A 17,687-nucleotide genomic window follows, 5' to 3' on the forward strand; every position below is an offset into this window, starting at 1 on the left:
TTTGTTTATGGAACGAGCTGATGATAATATATTACAGTGGGACCTTTAGGGTAAGGAGCGTGTTTATGGATATATTTAAAAATCGCAATTTTGTCCGTTTATTTTTCGCAGCACTCGCTTCTCAAATGGGAACGACTGTAGGTAATATGGCTTTCGCTTTTTACTTGCTGGATCGCTTTGCCAACCAGCCGGCATACACGACTTTGGCAGAGCTGATGTATTCGCTGCCGACAGTTTTCGTATTTCTGATTGTCGGTGTCGCAGCTGACCGGCTCGACAGGAAAAAGGTCGCAGAAAATTGTGACTGGATCAGGGCGGGACTGACGATCGTATTGTTTGCGGCATTATACAGCGGGAATATTCCTCTCGTGTTCTGCATTTTGTTCATCAGAAGCGCCGTGACCAAGTTCTTTTTCCCGGCGGAAGCCAGCCTTGTACAAGCTATTCTGCCTAAGGAGCATTATGCGAAAGCAGCGGGACTTAACCAGATCCTGTTCAGCATCTTTATGGTATTCGGCGTCGGTATGGGTGCGTTTATGTATAAAACGATCGGTGTGCACGGAGCCATTATCCTTGATTTTGTCAGCTTTATTGTGTCAGGCTTTCTGATTCGCGCCTGCCGCATTCCGATAGAAGCCCGTCAGCCGAACGGCCCTTTTAAATGGGGAGATTCGTTTCTGAAAGACTCGGTCGCTGATTTTAAAGAAGGGATCGTATATATTATTAAAAACAAATTGCTTGCTTCTCTTATTTTCGGATTTTTTATTTTTGGATTTGTCAACGGCGGCTTTGCCGTACTGCCGATGTTTACGATGAAATACGGACTTGCGCCCGATCATTACGAATCACACACTTCCATCTTCACCGTCGCACTCGGCTTCGGTTTGCTTGCCGGAAGTGTGATCGGAACGATGATCGCGAAAAAAGTCAAACCGCATCATTTGATGTCGCTTCCGATTTTGGCTGCCGGACTGCTCATTTTTGTCCTCGGCTATACGGATCAGCTGTGGATTTATTATGCGTCGGCTTTTGTCCTCGGAATGTGCATCGGACCTGTCAATATCGCCATCGGCGGCTGGATGCCGAAAATCGTTCATCCGAAAATAATGGGCCGGGTCAGCGGCTGGCAGGATCCCTTTATGATGTTTGCCCAATCGATTACACTCGGACTTGTCGCCCTGTTATTTCCGAAATTCGTTTCCAATATTGATTACCTTTATTACGGCATGGGAATCGTGATTTTGGCGGTATTTGTGTTCTATTTTATCGCCCTTCCGAAGTACAGCGCCGAGGCGGCGGAAATCGATGTGCAGCAATCATTAAAAGCTGATTCTGAAAAACATGCGAATCCTGTCTAATAAAGGAAAAAAATGCGCCCTTTTCATCAGAAAAAGGCGTATTTTTATATTCAATATTTGCATTTCAACGCTAAAAAAGTATAATCTATATATGAACTTGATCAACGCAAAGGAGAGAAATAATGGACGACCACGCTTATTCGAAAGAGCTGCAGCCAACCATCGAGAATCTTTCAAAAGCTGTTTATACTGTGAACCGCCATGCAAAAACCGCCCCCAACCCTAAATACCTTTATCTGCTGAAAAAACGGGCATTACAAAAGCTTGTGAAAGAAGGCAAAGGGAAAAAAATAGGGCTTCACTTTTCAAATAATCCCAGGTTTAGCCAACAGCAGTCAGACGTACTTATCTCTATCGGAGACTACTATTTTCACATGCCTCCAACAAAAGAAGACTTCCAGCATCTTCCGCATTTAGGTACGTTAAATCAATCGTACCGCAATCCTAAAGCACAAATGTCTTTGACAAAAGCGAAAAACTTATTGCAAAAATATGTGGGCTTAAAGGAAAAACCGCTGGCCGCCAACAGGCAGCAGCCCGCTTATCATAAACCCGTGTTTAAAAAACTTGGTGAGAGTTATTTTTAATTCCGCCGCAAAAAAGCCGATGCATGACGCATCGGCTTTTTTCTATTCAATCACGTACGTATCCACTTTTTTAATTAACTCGCTGATTTCAGGCTTGCTGATCTGTTCATCCGCTCCGACGACTTCGCCCCGGTGGCGCAGGTCATCCGTAATCAGGGACGAAAAGATCATAATCGGCACGTCAGAGCTTTGCGGGTTATCCTTAAGGAGCTTCGTCAAACGGTGCCCGTCCATTTTCGGCATCTCAATGTCACTGATGATCATGTCAATATGGTCTGACAGATTTGCTCCTTTATCCGTCAATTCCACGACATAATCATACGCTTCTTTTCCATTTTCAAACGTAACGATTTCACTGTACCCCGCTTCAGTCAGTTCATCCGTCAAAAGGCGCATCAGAAGCGGCGAATCTTCTACGATAATCAGTTTTTTACCCGCCCGTCTTTCATCAAATCCTTCCTGATGGACATGGTAAGTCTCAACTCCGGATGCCGATTCAATGTCGTAAATGATCTTTTCATAATCAGGTAAAAAGATCATCGTGTCTTCCAGTTTAATGATACCCGTTAAGTGCCGCTCCATGCCCTGATTCAGCGAAGTCGGCTTTTCAATCGCCTCCCAGGACACCCTGTGGATCTGTGATACGGAACCGACGTGAAAGACGATTTTCCGCTTGTTGAATTCTGTCACGATATATTTATCGTCTTTTGCCCCTTCGGCATCAACGTCGAAAAAGGTGTACAGGCTGATGACGGGAAGAATTTCGCCTCTCAGCTTAATCATCCCTTCTACGTCTTTGTGAGACTGGGGCACAGATGTGACATCTACCGGCTGAATGATTTCCCGGACTTTCATCACATTTATGCCAAATGTATTGACGCCTACTTCAAATTTGACGATTTCTAATTCATTTGTGCCTGAATCCAATAAAATATCGTATTGTTGTAAAGACAATTCAATCCCTCGCTATCCGCATTCAGTATTGTACTGTTTATATCGGCTGTAAACGGAAAAAGTGAATGTATTCGGTCCAACTGGCCATGAACTCTTTATAAAAAGATTCTTTTTTCCGATATCCCATTGACTTTTTGACATCGAGTGGTAAAATAGTCAAGGATTTTTCAGGAAGAAGGGTGTAATAAATGGGTACAGTAGTTATATTCGACCAAGATCAAATGACGGTGTTAGAAGATATCAGCAAAACGGCTTACCTGCAAATGAAAAAAGAAGCGAATGAGTGTCGCGATAAGCCCGCTCCGTATATCGTATGGCGGGAAAACATCAGCTTTGAATACGGGTATTAATGACATTCGCCACATATCACAATAGATAGATCATGATACAATGAAGACAATCATTTCAGCTGGTTGTCTTATTTTTTTCTGAAAGAAGGTATGTTTTCACATATCGGACATATACTCGGGATAGTTCACTTAAATAGATGACAAATGCTCAGCTAGTGGTAAAATAGGATAAACTCAATATATAGTATAAGGTGATGAATTATGGAACATTTGCTTAATCCGAATGTAAAAGAAATTGAAATTTCAGGAATTCGCAAATTCTCAAATCTTGTAGCTCAGCACGATAATGTGATTTCGCTTACGATCGGCCAGCCGGATTTCTTCACGCCGCACCATGTCAAAGCGGCGGCCAAAAAAGCAATCGACGAGAACGCTACGGCGTATACTCCGAATGCGGGCGGTCTTGAGCTGAGACAGGCCGTACAGCTTTATATGAAGAAAAAAGCGGATCTGAATTATGAAGCCGAAACGGAAATCATCGTCACAACCGGGGCGAGCCAAGCGATTGACGCGTCTTTGCGGACGATTTTATCTCCCGGCGATGAAGTCATTCTGCCCGGACCGATTTATCCTGGCTATGAACCGATTATCCGCATGTCAGGCGCCGTTCCCGTTCATGTGGACACGACGACACACGGATTTAAGCTGACGGCGCGGCTCATTGAAGAATCGCTGACGCCTAAAACAAAATGCGTCATTCTTCCTTATCCGTCAAATCCGACCGGAGTGACATTGTCAGAAGAAGAGCTGAAAAACATCGCAGCCGTGCTGAAAGGCAGAAATGTTTTTGTACTGTCGGATGAGATTTACAGCGAATTAACCTATGACAGACCGCATTACTCAATCGCGTCTTTTTTGAGAGACCAGACGATCGTGATCAACGGGCTGTCAAAATCACACAGCATGACGGGCTGGAGAATCGGTTTCATTTTCGCACCGAAAGACATTGCCAAGCATATCTTAAAAGTTCACCAGTACAGTGTAACATGCGCGTCCTCGATCTCCCAGAAAGCGGCGCTTGAAGCGGTGACAAACGGCGTTGATGATGCGCTTATTATGAGAGAACAGTATAAAAAGCGGCTTGATTATGTATATGACCGTCTTGTGTCAATGGGGCTTGACGTCGTAAAGCCGTCAGGCGCATTTTATATCTTCCCTTCCATTAAGTCATTCGGAATGTCATCGTTTGATTTTAGTATGGCTCTTTTAGAGGATGCAGGTGTGGCTCTAGTGCCCGGCAGCTCTTTTTCAAAGTTGGGTGAAGGGTATGTGAGGCTGTCATTCGCATATTCACTGGATACATTGAGAGAAGGTTTGGACCGGCTGGAAGCATTTATTTTAAAAACGAGAGAATCCATGCAGACTATTTAAACAACGGCGTTACGCCGTTGTTTTTTATTGTTTCGGGAATGTAATGTGAAAAGCAGTGCCTTTATCCGGTTTGCTGTCTACTTGGATGGCTCCCTGATGGTTTTTAATAAGGTTGAATGTGACCATCAGCCCCAGGCCGGTTCCTTTTTCTTTCGTCGTCAGAAACGGTTCGCCTATCCGTTTCAGCACGTTTTCCGGTATCCCGTCACCCTCGTCTTTGATCGTCACATTGACGGAATATTCATCTTCTGTCATGAGAATGTGGACTGTTCCTCCATCAGGCATCGACTCAACGGCATTTTTTATCAGATTGATAAACACCTGCTTCAGCTGATTTTGATCACCGTTAATAAACATGCTGTCCCGTTCGTAATCCGTTTTGATGAAAATCCCTTTAAGATTTGCCTGCGTCTCTAAAAGAGCGGTTACCTCACTTATAATTTTCTTTAAGTTTACACGCTCTTTCACTGCGTTATGCTGAGGTTTGGCAAGCATTAAAAGTTCACTTAAAATTAATTCGATTCTGCTCAGTTCAGAAAACACAATGTCAAAATAATGTTCGTTTTCTTCCATCGTCGGCTTCATGAGCTGTAAAAATCCTTTGATCGCCGTCAGCGGGTTGCGGATTTCGTGAGCGATTCCCGCCGCCAGCTGCCCTGCGATAGACAGCTTTTCCGACTTCAGCATTAATTCCTCCGTCTGCTTCCGCTCAGAAATGTCACGCAGAATGACCTGCACGGCCGTTTCTCCGAAAAACGTCGTCGGAATGCAGACCATTTCCGTATAGATCAGCCGGTTTTTAAAAGTAAACCACGATTGTTTAATGATTTCGGACTCGGTCTTTCGGTCGATAATATGTTGAATCCGCTGTTTCACGTCGTCATGATCACAGGGATGAAGCTGATCATAGATGTTTTTTCCGATTAAATCTTCATAGGTTTCTGCTTCAAAAAGCGAAATGCCCGACTCATTCATGAATACCCATTTGTCATTGTGAATCACGGCGATCGTATCAATTGAATTCTGAATGAGGAGCTGATAACGCTCTCTGCTTTTTTGAAGAATCGTCTGGAATTTTTTCCGCGAAGAAATATCAATCAGAAGCAGTAATTCCGCCCGCTGATTTTTATATGTCGTCGGCGCCGCCTTCACTTCTAAATGAATGGGCGTGCCGTCAAGCCTTCTCCACGTCTGTTCAATCATTCCGACTTCCATCCCTTTTTGCATCCGCACAATTCGGTTTTTCACAATGTCATGATACTCTTCTTCGATAAACTCATAAGAGCGTCTGCCGATCACCTCATCTTTGCTGTCGGCTCCCAGCATGGCAAGCATCGCGTTATTGGCGTAGGCGATTGTGCCGTTGATACTGACGTATAGAGGATTCGGCAGCGTTTCAACAAGACGCTCAAATTCGCCGTTTCCAGCCGCTTCTGCTGACTGTTGTTCCGCCTTTTGCTTCTTTTGTTCATACATATAAGACCTGCACGGTGTCTTCTCCTCAAGCACCTTGATTTTAAGGATAATTTCCCGATCTGTCCCCTCCATTTGCGGTGTGACAATTTCCACACCTGCTTCAAGCCAAACAATGGTATGATCTTTTTTAATAAGGCGAAAGGTGCAAGGCATTAAATGATGCTCATTATAGAAGTAACTTTCAACCAAAAATTGATCTTCCTCATGCAGGAACGTTTTGAGAAACGATCCGATCATTTCTTCCTGGGAATAACTGAAATACGATTTGCAGTTTGCAGAAATATACATAATACGCCCATTAGACGTCAAAACGGCATGAAGATCGGTTTTCGATTGAAGCTGTCTGACATGCTGAGTATCCTGTTCCACAGAATCCCTCCTTTGCATTTTACTCACACTGCAGGCTGGTCACGGGCTGATATTAAAAGAATTTCCACTAGATTGATTCGCTAAAAAATGAGCATTCTCCTTCTATTCTTATTGTGAACGTCAATTTTCCTGAATGAAAGAAAGGGCGCACGAGATGTTCGGCCGCCCTTTCATTTGTTATTTTTTATTGTATTTCTTTTCAAGTTCTTTGTAAGCGTCAATTGCTCCTTTGGCAATGTTTTTGCTGACATGATCGTGATCATCCTGAACAGACGGAACGACAACGCTGAATGCCACTCGTGGATGTTCTGACGGATAATAGCCGACAAAGGTCAGGTTATACGTGTATTTCCCCCACCAGTTTTTGTTCGTGCCGTAATAGTGCGTCTCCGCGGTTCCCGTTTTACCGGAAACATCGGCGCCTGAACCTTGGAATGTTGAATAAGCCGTTCCTTGAGGTGAGCTTGTGACCAACTTCATTCCTTTATGAACTTGGTCAAAATCGCTCGGGCTGTTATTTACTTTGTTCAAAATTTTAATATCTCGCTGTTCAATCGCTTTTCCAATTTTGTTTTTGCTGTCCGGTTCATGAATGCTTGTGACGATCCGCGGCTGGACGCGATACCCGCCGTTTGCGATGGCTGAAATATATTGAGCCATTTGAAGCGGCGTATACGTATCAAACTGTCCGATCGCAAAATCCAGCAGCAATCCCCCGACCAATTGCGGATTTGACTGCATTCCCGCTGATTCCTGAGGAAGGTCAATCCCGGTTTTCACACCCAGGCCGAATTGGGCGTAGTAGTTGCGCATTTTTTTAATATCGTCTAACCCGGCAGGCAGCGTGCCGTTCGGGATGTAGGTAATGCCGGCTATATGCATGGCCACATGAAACATATATATGTTTGAACTTCTTTGCAGCGCGGTAAGCTCAGTAATGGTCCCCATTTGTGTCCACGATTGCTTTTCCGTGCCGTCTTTAAACTTAAGCGGTGCATCGACAAACGTTTTATAATGCGGGAGGCCGCTTTGGTAACCTGCGAGAACAGTCGCTCCTTTAACAGCAGAGCCCATCTCATATTGGGTCGTAAATGCTCCGATCGCAAAATCCTGTATTTTATTTGTTTCGAGATCAATGCGTTTCCCCGCCATTGAGAGAATATCCCCGTTGTTCGGGTCCATCATGACGGCAAATCCTCTATCAACCATATAGTTGCCTGCGGCGCGGCTTCTTCTCAGCTCTTTTTCAATGACTTTTTCGACTTTCGATTGTAATTCCATATCGAGCGAGAGCTGCAGATCGTAGCCCCTGCTGCCTTCATCGACGGGCTTTTGGCTGACGACTTCACCTTTGCTGTTTTCCACATACTCTACTTTTTCTTTATGTGCGTTTAAATAGTCTTCATACTGATATTCGATGTAGCTTTTTCCCACCCGGTCATTCAGTGAGTAGCCTCTTGTGACGTAATAATCTTTCCGTTCGCCTAACAATCCCTGTTCCGGTGTCGTCACACCGCCGAACAGAGAGTACAGCGTTTTGTCGTACGGATATTTCCGTGTCCAGTCATTGATTACGTCAATGCCGGGGAGCTCTTTCAGGTGTTCGGATACGACGGAAACTTCTTCATATGTCAGGTCGCTTTTCGGTTTTTGCTTGTTGTTGTCATGTTCGTCAAGCAGTGAACCGCTGTTTCCGTTTCCGTTCAGCTTATTCGGGTCCATTGATTTGACGACTTGCGGCTGATAGGCGTTGCCGCTTGAAAAACGCGTATAAATCGCCGCAATTTGCAGCTCTTTTTTATCTTTTTTGATCGCATCAATCTCCTGCTTCGGGACGCGTTCAATCTGGCGTTTGTACACTTCTTGGGATTTCAGGCTGTTTTCTGAATCCTTCATAAGCTTTTCCGCCTTCTTCGGATGTGCGGCAAGCCAGTAATCAATGATATTTCGATCCTTCATAAATTCAGTATCAATATGGATCAGTGCGGCGAGATTTTTTGCCGTTTTCAATTTGTCCTTTGCCGAGGTTTTTGAGGTAGAAACGTATACAATTTCAGGCACAGCCTGGTTATCAACCGCCACCCTGTTCCGCTTGTCATACATCTTTCCCCGCGGTGTCGGGTAATAGGCGGTTTTTGCATTTGCCTTCTCCGCATTCTGGCGGTGTTTATCCCCTTCGACAATCTGGACGATGCCGAGTTTAAAAATCAGTGCCGTAAAGAGAAGGAAAACAACTAAAAAATAGAGATTCATTCTCAGCGCTCTGTAACGTTTCGTTTTTTTCTTTGGTTCACGCGCGACTTCAGCCACTTTCTGTTACACCTCTCAAATCATTGAATATATTTACATAAACAGATTTTAATTGTAACATTTTTGTAAAAGTTGTTACAGCGAAAACAGGTAAAAAAAACTGTCAAGATCAAATTATCTTAAAAAATATCTAACACTTCAAATAACTTGAAGTAATGTAACGGATTTTAAAATATAAATACAGATCGTTTCTCCTGATATAAAGCCATTTTTCTATGCTCAATTACAATTATGACAAGAGTTTGTTGTCAAAGGAAATGAATGCCTGCATTATGACAAAAAAGCTGTGATAAGATTTTTCATGTAGAAAAAAACAACTTCTCTGGGAGGCTATAAACTTATGAAGAAAGCATTTCTCTTATCTGCCGCCGCGGCAGTCAGTTTGATTACATTCGGAGGCATTCAGCAGGCATCTGCCAAAGAGCTGTCATGCCAGCACGTCGTTACTGTGAAAAAAGGAAACACCGTACAGCATCTGACTCTTCAAGAGGCTGTTGAAAAACTACATATGAAAAAGAGCGCGAAACAGCTGAGCTTTAAAAATGAGAAAGAACTGAAACAGCAGCTGCAAAAACACGCAAAGCATTCCGATATGACAGTTAAAGACGTTCAAAAAGAAACACCTGCAAAAGCTCCGGCAGCTGCTGAAAAACCGAAAGCCGATCAAAACCAGACGGCTGACAATGCAAAACAGACAGATAACACAAACAACAGCAGCGAGAAAACTCCTTCATCTGTCAGTGCGTATGAAAAGAAAGTCGTTGAATTGACAAACGCAGAGAGACAAAAGCAAGGCTTAAAACCTCTGCAGATTGATGATAAACTAAGCAAATCAGCTCACGCAAAATCACAAGATATGAAAGACAAAAACTATTTCGATCACCAAAGTCCGACTTACGGTTCACCTTTCGATATGATGAAATCTTTCGGAATCACTTATAAAACTGCCGGTGAAAATATCGCCAAAGGGCAGCCGACTCCTGAAGCTGTCGTTAAAGCTTGGATGAACAGTGAAGGCCACAGAAAGAACATCCTGAATCCTGAGTTCACTCAAATCGGTGTCGGTTATGTAGAATCAGGAAACATCTGGACACAGCAATTCATCGGAAAATAAACAAAAAAAGATTGCCCCGCGGGGCAATCTTTTGTCTGTCGAAAAAGTGGCTGAGACGGCGAAAAAAGGGCCTAACACTTTATAAATTTATAAACATTTGAAGCTCCCGGCACGAGGTGCCGGGAGCTTTTTTGTAAAATCATAAACGTGAGGATTAAAATGGTTTTGCTACCCTTTACTTCTTTAGTAATACTTTTTTATAATAAAAAGTAGAATTTACCTATTTTCCGTTGAATATTTTTTCAAAATTTAGTAATATATTGAATGGATTTCTAAATAAAAATGGAGAAAGGAAGTTTCAGTTGAAAAAAATTGTAATGACACTATTCACAGTTGCTCTTTTGACATTCGGGATTTTCTCAAACAGTTCAGAAGCGTTAGCCATGACTTCAAAAGGAGCAATTAAATTCCAAACAGATGCTAATACTTACTCAAAACACGCTACTTCTATTGTCGTAACAGGTACTGTGCCTTCAAAATATGAGGTAAACTGGGGTGTTACAGTTTTTCTTGAAAATAAAAAAGGAGATATAGTCAAATATATAGATGTTAATAGACATAATGTTCGCAATTTTAAAGTAAGCTTTTTGACGAAAAATATTCCAGCAGGCAAGTATGATGTGCAAGTAGCATTGACCTGGGGAACTCAAACCCATATAGGAGAACTGAAACACTATATTACTGTACAACATTAAAATTCATATTGCTAACAAATGGATTTAACGTTGATTTCATCTGGAATTCTCAAAAAACAACATGTAATGATGAAATCTCTGAATCGAGGATGTTTTCGTAAATCTCTTGAATTTTTACGATACATCCTCTTTTATTTTTCAGTTTTGCTAGAAGGCTAATCTATAGAATTTCAATTTTGGATGCCAAATTATTAGGTTTTAATTGCGGGAATCAACTCGATTTATTACTATGTACATTTGGGTTACTCGAATTCATAGTTGAATCAAACATGATACATCCTACTGTTGGAAAGTTGTATTAATCCTTATAATTATTCGGAAATCCCCCTTTTGATTTATAATAGACAGTCTGCATCAAACAAACGAGGGGGATTCCAAACAGTAGAATATTATAAACGGATACACATTAATACATTATCCTGCCAAGTTCCTGTCTTCATTAAGGCCCTAAGAATACAAGATTTGCAGATCATTGTTTATAAAACACTACCAACAATACCGTAAGTATTCGCTTCCTCAGCATCCATAAAATAGTCGCGTTCGGGCAATCTTTTTTATTTCACCCAAAGCTTATAAATGCTTTGAGTTCCGCTGTTTTCTTCTCCTTGCGCGGAAAGCTTGTCGTATAATGATTTGGCCAACGACAATCCAGGCATTTCTTCTCCCATGAGCTCCGCTTCTTCAAGAGCAATTCCCATGTCTTTAATAAAGTGTTTCACGTAGAAGCCGGGCGCAAAATCGCCTTTCAGCATACGGGGAGCGAGGTTGGACAATGACCAGCTTCCGGCAGCTCCGGTTGTAATGCTTTTCAGCACTTGTTCCGGGTTCAGACCGGATTTTTCAGCGTAAGCCATCGCTTCAGCCACTCCGACCATTCCCGCTGCAATCGCGATCTGGTTGCACATTTTCGTATGCTGGCCGCTCCCTGCCGGCCCTTGATACTGAATATTTTCCCCCATTACGGAGAAAAGCGGCAGACATGCTTCAAACGCTTCTTTTTCTCCTCCGGCCATAATGGCAAGCGTTCCGTTTTGGGCGCCGATGTCACCGCCGGAAACGGGTGCATCCAGGGCGTGAATCGATTTTTCTTTGGCTTTCTCCGCAATCTTCTTCGCCAGAGACGGTTTTGATGTCGTCATGTCAATGACAAACGCCCCTTCTTTTGCATGACGGAGAATGCCGTTTTCACCGAGATAGATTTCCTCGACATCACTCGGATAGCCGACCATGGTAATAATGATGTCAGCTTTCTCCGAAAGGTCTTTGACCGTCTCCTGCCAGACCGCTCCCTTATTCAGAATCTCTTCCGCTTTTTGTTTCGTACGCGTGTAGACTAAAACGGGATAGCCCGCTTCTAAAATGTGCGATGCCATACTGTTTCCCATGACACCTAAACCGATAAATCCGACTGTTTTGTTCACTGCGCTTTCCTCCCCTGCTGCGATTCATATATACGATTTCATGTCTATATTACCATATGACAGGCTGATAGAGTCCGCGTTACAAGGTGAATTTAGAAATGGCGCTGATCAGATCTTCGCTCGCGCTCTTTAACATGTCGGTCGATTGCTTCACTTTTTCAAGCGTAACGAGCTGTTCATCAGTTGAGGCATTCACTTCTTCCGCGGCTGCCGCTGATTCTTGAGAAATGGCGGAGATGCTTTGAATCGCTTCTTGTATCGCGGCTTGTTCTTCACTCATTTTTTGAATGTCATTGTAAATATGATCTATTCCTTGAACGAGAGACTGCATTTCCGTCGTAATCAGATTGAGCACTTCGCCCGTTTCATGAATGGCGCTGTTTTGTTCATCATTCATTCTGCTTGCCTCGATCATTGCGTGCGACGCTTCTTTCGTCTCTGATTGAATCAGCCGGACCGTCTCACTGATATGGCCGGAGGAAAGAGCTGATTGTTCAGCAAGCTTGCGGACTTCTTCAGCGACGACGGCAAAACCCCGTCCGCTTTCTCCCGCTCTTGCGGCTTCAATACTCGCATTCAGCGCCAAGAGATTTGTCTGGTCCGAAATGGCGGATATTGCCGTTACGACTTCCTCTATGTTTTTCGTTTGGTTTTCCAGGTCAGTCAGCATGGCCTCTACTTTTTTCGTTTCTGAATTGGCTTCATTTGACTTCATCAGCAGCTGGCCGAGCGCATCCAGGCCTTTGTAGCTGGCGTCCTCTGAAGATTTTGAGAGTTGTTTTATGCTGCCCGCGCGATCGGCGATTCCTCTTATTTTAACAGAGAGATTTTCAGATTTTTCATTGATCGTCTCAACCTCTGACGCTTGCTCAGTCGCTCCGGCGGCGACTTCCTCTATCGCTTTTGCGATTTGTCCGCTCGTTTCATTTGTCTCTTGTGAAATGACGGTTAATTGGTCAGATGTATCGGACACTTTTTCTGAAGAAGTCTTGACCTGTTCGACCATTTCTTTCATATTTTCAACCATTTGGTTAAAGTCTTTTGTTAATTCGCCTACTTCATCTTTTGATTTAGTCTGGGCGCGGACGGTTAAATCTCCCGCTGAGACCGAATTTGTTTTGGCGATCAGCTGCTGAATCGGCCCGGTTATCGTTTTCGCAAGGAAATAGCTGAGCCCGATCGTAATCACAAGAGCGATCAGTGACATAAAAATACTCACTGTATTCATTTTGTCGGCTACTCCCATTAGCTGATCTTTTTCAAACTGCGTTCCGACCTTCCATCCTGTTTCTTTTATCGTTTGATAGACGACCATATTCCCTTGCAGCTCTTTGATGCCTTCTTTGTCTGAGCTGATGTCTTTTAACGCCTGATCTTCCGAAATATTTTTCCCCTGTTTTGAAGGATGCGCCAGAAGAGAACCGTTTTCATCCGCTAAAAACGCAAATCCTTTATACGGAACCTTTTGCTGATTGACCATGCTCTGAATGGATGACAGCTTCAAATCTAAGCTCGCCACTCCGATGACGGTTCCGCTGTTTTGAATGGCTTTTGAAGCCGTCACGATCATATCCCCTGTCACAGCATCTTTATAAGGCTCAGTCCAGACAACCGTATCGGGTTTTTCGGCCGCCATTTTATACCACGTTCTATTTGTCGGATCATAGTCTTTGGCAAAGTCAGCCTTCGGATATGTAAACATTTGTTTGTCTGCGGTTCCGACGTATGCAAGCGCGACATATTTGTCATTCTGCCCGATCTGCTTTAACTCATCGTTAAAGAGCCGCGCGGTTTCTTTATTCCCATCTGTTAAAAACGTGCGGGACAATTCACCGCCTGCTAATCTCAATAATACAGTCTCATCATTTTTCAGCTGAAGCTCAATGTTCTGACCGAGTGAATTGGTGACATTTTCTGTCGTGCGTTTTGCTTCATCTGTCATCATCGGCTTTAATGTCAAATATGAAGATACCGTTAAAAAAACAACCGTTACGATAAGCATTGCCGATACAAACACAGCAATTTTGATATGCATTTTTTTAAACATAACCATCCCCTCCTGAGAGTTATATCGGTCTTTCGGCCAAGAAAATGAATAAACCTTGAAATAAATATCAAAAATTTCCGTCATTTGACGCAGCAAAAAAAAGAGCCGTCATGCCGACAGCTCCGCCTTACGTAAAATATTCGATTTTCGCTTTCGGAAAATAGGTTTCGATATAAGACTCAAGCGTTTCCCTTAAGGTATGTTCTTCGTCCTTTTGGTATATATATTTGCCGATTCCGTAACGCCCCCATTTGTACCTTCGCTTTTCTTCATCCAGCTCAAGCTTTGTTTTCGGATAGTTCTTCTCGATCACCCGTTTGGCCGGTTTTGTAAAACGGTGCTGGATCAGTTCAAAGGTAATGTCATGCCGGACATCTTCATCAAGTGCCGCATCCAGCTTCTCAAACAGTTCCTTATAGCCTTCCTCCCAGCCATCATGAATATAAATGGGCGCCACGATGAAGCCGAGCGGATAGCCCGCTTTAGCGACTTTGACAGCGGCTTCAATCCGTTTGTCGAGCGGAGAAGTTCCCGGTTCAAAGTTTTTAATGACATAATCCGCATTGATGCTGAATCTGAATCTTGTCTTTCCGTTATGCTTCGCATCAAGCAAGTGATCGACATGATGAAATTTGGTCACAAATCTGAGCTTTCCCAATTCGCTTTGTCCGAAATGCTCAATGGCTCTTTTTAATGTATGTGTCAAATGATCAATTCCGACGATATCAGACGTACAAGAGGCTTCAAATCTTGTAAAGTCCGGCGCCCGTTCTTTCATATACTCATCAGCCTGGTCCAGAATCTCTTCCACATTGACATATGTCCGGATGTAAGGCTTTGACCCCATCGTCGTCTGCAGATAGCAATAGTGGCAATGCCCCATACAGCCCGTCGCAAACGGAATGGCATATTCGGCGGATGGCTTTGAAGAATCGAATTTCAATGTTTTCCGGACGCCGATCACCAAGGTTGATTTCGCGTTCCGGTATTGCTGCAAATGATTTTTCCCCGGAATATTCCGGACTTGATTATGCGAGGTCGTTTCTCTGATTTCAAGCCCCATGTTTTCAAACTTATGTTTCAGCTCTTGTCCTAACGGGTATTCGAGCGCTCGCGGTTCAATATAAACAAGCTGGGGAACAAACGGCTTCAGCATAGACAGACACTCCCTTTACATAGTCTCATGTTGTTACTTTCCGTCCAAAAGAGAGTGAATATGCGTTGTAAACATTTCCTTTGATCAGTGGTGCCGGTCTTCTTCAAAAAGCTCGCTGTAAAGCGCTTCCGCTTCTTCATATGTCGAAAAGACCGCATCATCTTCGGCCAGCGGATGATAGGTTTCGTGTAAAAATAGAGACAGTTCCCCCTCATGGTATGGGTGATGAACGATCTCCGCCTCTTTAATATGGGCAACATTGGCGGCATGCGGATTGCGGTAAATGACGTAGACCGTATCCCCCGCTCCAAATGATTTTGTCATGATAATCCCTCCTGTTGAAAGTTATTGTTCCCCCCTTTTTTCCGAATATGAAAAAAACCAGACGGCTTACACCGTCTGGCTGTTGTATTACTTATTGAAAGTTTCTTTAACGAATGCGACAACCTCTTCAGTCGTGCTCATAGACAAGATTGTTTCTTTGAATGATTCAGCTTCTTTTTTAGAAAGCTTGCTGATCTGCGTTCTTGCCGGAAGGATGGATGTAGCGCTCATTGAGAACTCATCTAAGCCTAAGCCGAGAAGAATCGGAATCGCAATTTCGTCTCCTGCCATTTCTCCGCACATGCCGACCCATTTGCCCTCTTTGTGAGCGGCTTCAATGACAAGCGTGATAAGACGGAGAATCGCCGGATTGTATGGCTGATACAGATAAGCCACGCGCTCGTTCATGCGGTCAGCAGCCATTGTGTATTGGATCAAGTCATTTGTTCCGATACTGAAGAAGTCAACTTCTGTGGCAAACTGATCTGCGATAACGGCTGTAGACGGAATCTCTACCATCATACCGACTTCAATATCGTCAGAAACCGTTACGCCGGCTTTGACGAGTTTTTCTTTTTCTTCAAGAAGAATCGCTTTCGCCTGTTTAAACTCGTTTACTGTCGCAATCATCGGGAACATGATTTTTAAGTTTCCGTATGTACTTGCACGAAGCAGCGCACGCAGCTGAGTTCTGAAGATTTCTTGTTCTTCAAGGCAAAGGCGGATGGCTCTGTAGCCCAAAAACGGGTTCATTTCTTTAGGAAGCTGCAGGTAAGGAAGCTCTTTGTCGCCGCCGATATCCAATGTCCGCACGACTACTGATTTTCCTTCCATACGCTCAAGAACCGTCTTATAAGCATCGAATTGCTCGTCTTCTGTCGGAAGCTGGTCGCGTCCCATGTAAAGGAATTCCGTACGGTAAAGCCCTACAGCTTCTCCGCCGTTTTCAAGAACGCCTTTTACATCATCAGGGGTGCCGATGTTTGCGGCAAGCTCTACATGATGGCCGTCTTTTGAAACAGTCGGTTCATTGACGAGCTTAGCCCATTCAGCTTTTTGCGCCAGGTAGGCACTGTGCTTTTCTTCATATTTCTTTAACGTTTCACTGGAAGGATCGATGATCACATCACCATCGATGCCGTCTACGATCACCGTAACACCGTTTTCAATTGTGCCTGTAGCCGCTTTTGTTCCGACAACAGCCGGGATTTCAAGCGAACGGGCCATGATTGCGGAGTGTGAAGTGCGTCCGCCGATATCAGTTGTAAAACCTTTTACAAACTGACGGTTTAATTGCGCCGTATCAGACGGTGTCAAATCTTCAGCCACGATGACAACCTCTTCTGAGATCATGCTCGGGTTCGGAATTTCCACGCCCAGCAGGTGGCCTGTCACACGTTTTGTTACGTCACGGATATCCGCCGCACGCTCTTTCATGTATTCGTTATCCATTGATTCAAACATGGTCACGAACATGGAAGCCGTTTCTTTCAAAGCGAATTCCGCATTAACTGAATCTGTGCTGATTTTTTCCTTTACCGGGTTTAACAGCTCAGGATCACTCAGAACCAAAAGGTGCGCGGAGAAAATATCAGCTTTGTCTTGTCCCAGTTCTTTTAAAGCATGCTCTTTAATTTTCTCAAGCTCTTCTTTAGAACGTACAATCGCTTCATCAAAACGGCTTACTTCAGCCGCAGCATCAGCAATGTTTTTCTTTTCAACCGTTAAGTCCGGCTCTTCAAGCCGGTATGCTTTTGCAATCGCAATTCCGGCTGAAGCGCCTATTCCTTTTAATTCTTGCATTACTCGCCGAGTCCTTCGCTTTTCATTGTTTCTTCTAAAGCGTTAAGAGCGTCGTTTTCGTCAGCGCCGGCAGCAGAAATTGTGATTTCAGCGCCTTTAGCAATACCTAGAGACATAACGCCCATGATAGACTTAAGGTTTACTGTTTTGCCGTTATATTCTAAGTTTACGTCAGCATCATATTTGCTTGCAGTCTGTACAAGAACTGTCGCAGGACGAGCGTGGATTCCGGAATCTGCTGTTACTTTAAATGTTTTTTGTGCCATGATTATCATTCTCCTTTAAATTAAAGCTATTTTACTACACAATATTATATCATACAGCCGTACTTGTCATCTGACAAGCACGGCGT

Annotated in this window: 15 protein-coding genes and 1 pseudogene; 6 read left to right on the forward strand and 10 right to left on the reverse strand. The window is 43.6% G+C overall.

All coding sequences use genetic code 11. The features are described from left to right. Nucleotides 1-65 precede the first annotated feature (65 nt). The gene (locus Y79_RS0102715; protein ID WP_016936310.1) at nt 66-1,358 is read left to right on the forward strand and encodes an MFS transporter; all 1,293 of its coding nucleotides are present in this window, start codon (nt 66-68) and stop codon (nt 1,356-1,358) included. A gap of 122 nt (nt 1,359-1,480) precedes the next feature. Further along, entirely contained in the window at nt 1,481-1,945 is a 465-nt protein-coding gene (locus Y79_RS0102720) for a YkyB family protein (protein ID WP_013352067.1), read from the forward strand. Between the two features lie 42 nt (nt 1,946-1,987). Here the strand turns inward: Y79_RS0102720 and cheV are convergent, their stop codons facing one another. Then, nucleotides 1,988-2,899: a chemotaxis protein CheV gene (cheV, locus tag Y79_RS0102725; protein ID WP_016936311.1), complete on the reverse strand. Its 912-nt coding sequence runs from the start codon at nt 2,897-2,899 to the stop codon at nt 1,988-1,990. Between the two features lie 188 nt (nt 2,900-3,087). Between cheV and Y79_RS1000000121435 the strand changes: the two genes are divergently transcribed. Further along, nucleotides 3,088-3,249 (forward strand): hypothetical protein, encoded by a 162-nt coding sequence (locus Y79_RS1000000121435; RefSeq protein WP_016936312.1) that lies wholly within the window; start codon nt 3,088-3,090, stop codon nt 3,247-3,249. 201 nt (nt 3,250-3,450) lie between these two features. Then, nucleotides 3,451-4,664, forward strand: a pseudogene (locus tag Y79_RS0102735) (aminotransferase A). On the opposite strand, the gene Y79_RS0102740 reads toward Y79_RS0102735, so the two are convergent. Continuing rightward, nucleotides 4,645-6,465: a PAS domain-containing protein gene (locus Y79_RS0102740; RefSeq protein WP_016936314.1), complete on the reverse strand. Its 1,821-nt coding sequence runs from the start codon at nt 6,463-6,465 to the stop codon at nt 4,645-4,647. The pseudogene Y79_RS0102735 and the gene Y79_RS0102740 overlap by 20 nt on opposite strands. Before the next feature lie 177 nt (nt 6,466-6,642). Beyond that, complete coding sequence (locus Y79_RS0102745) at nt 6,643-8,775, reverse strand: peptidoglycan D,D-transpeptidase FtsI family protein (RefSeq protein WP_016936315.1); 2,133 nt, start codon at nt 8,773-8,775, stop codon at nt 6,643-6,645. Between the two features lie 340 nt (nt 8,776-9,115). Between Y79_RS0102745 and Y79_RS0102750 the strand changes: the two genes are divergently transcribed. Further along, nucleotides 9,116-9,889 (forward strand): CAP domain-containing protein, encoded by a 774-nt coding sequence (locus Y79_RS0102750; protein ID WP_016936316.1) that lies wholly within the window; start codon nt 9,116-9,118, stop codon nt 9,887-9,889. Nucleotides 9,890-10,191: 302 nt separating this feature from the next. Beyond that, a complete protein-coding gene (locus tag Y79_RS0102755; RefSeq protein WP_016936317.1) occupies nt 10,192-10,584 on the forward strand; it encodes a hypothetical protein in 393 nt (130 codons plus the stop codon). Between the two features lie 476 nt (nt 10,585-11,060). On the opposite strand, the gene Y79_RS1000000121915 is transcribed toward Y79_RS0102755, so the two are convergent. The 7 genes from Y79_RS1000000121915 to Y79_RS0102785 all read right to left on the reverse strand — a co-directional run bounded on the left by Y79_RS1000000121915 (nt 11,061) and on the right by Y79_RS0102785 (nt 17,601). Continuing rightward, nucleotides 11,061-11,132, reverse strand: coding sequence for an ATP-dependent Clp protease proteolytic subunit (locus Y79_RS1000000121915; RefSeq protein ID WP_349816684.1), 72 nt, complete (start codon nt 11,130-11,132; stop codon nt 11,061-11,063). A 6-nt stretch (nt 11,133-11,138) separates the two neighbouring features. Then, nucleotides 11,139-12,005: an NAD(P)-dependent oxidoreductase gene (locus Y79_RS0102760; RefSeq protein WP_016936318.1), complete on the reverse strand. Its 867-nt coding sequence runs from the start codon at nt 12,003-12,005 to the stop codon at nt 11,139-11,141. A gap of 79 nt (nt 12,006-12,084) precedes the next feature. Further along, nucleotides 12,085-14,052, reverse strand: a complete 1,968-nt coding sequence (locus tag Y79_RS0102765) for a methyl-accepting chemotaxis protein (RefSeq protein WP_016936319.1) — start codon at nt 14,050-14,052, stop codon at nt 12,085-12,087. A 127-nt stretch (nt 14,053-14,179) separates the two neighbouring features. Further along, on the reverse strand, nt 14,180-15,208 hold the full coding sequence (splB, locus tag Y79_RS0102770) for a spore photoproduct lyase (RefSeq protein WP_016936320.1): 1,029 nt from the start codon (nt 15,206-15,208) through the stop codon (nt 14,180-14,182). Nucleotides 15,209-15,292: 84 nt separating this feature from the next. Continuing rightward, nucleotides 15,293-15,532 carry a splAB operon transcriptional regulator SplA gene (gene splA, locus Y79_RS0102775; RefSeq protein WP_016936321.1) on the reverse strand — a complete coding sequence of 80 codons (240 nt, stop codon included), beginning with the start codon at nt 15,530-15,532 and terminating at the stop codon, nt 15,293-15,295. A gap of 87 nt (nt 15,533-15,619) precedes the next feature. Then, nucleotides 15,620-17,335, reverse strand: coding sequence for a phosphoenolpyruvate--protein phosphotransferase (gene ptsP / locus Y79_RS0102780; RefSeq protein WP_013352056.1), 1,716 nt, complete (start codon nt 17,333-17,335; stop codon nt 15,620-15,622). Next, nucleotides 17,335-17,601 carry a phosphocarrier protein HPr gene (locus Y79_RS0102785; RefSeq protein WP_010334034.1) on the reverse strand — a complete coding sequence of 89 codons (267 nt, stop codon included), beginning with the start codon at nt 17,599-17,601 and terminating at the stop codon, nt 17,335-17,337. The genes ptsP and Y79_RS0102785 overlap by 1 nt, the downstream gene beginning before the upstream one ends. Nucleotides 17,602-17,687 lie beyond the last annotated feature (86 nt).

The organism is Bacillus siamensis KCTC 13613 (assembly GCF_000262045.1).
Classification (GTDB): domain Bacteria; phylum Bacillota; class Bacilli; order Bacillales; family Bacillaceae; genus Bacillus; species Bacillus siamensis.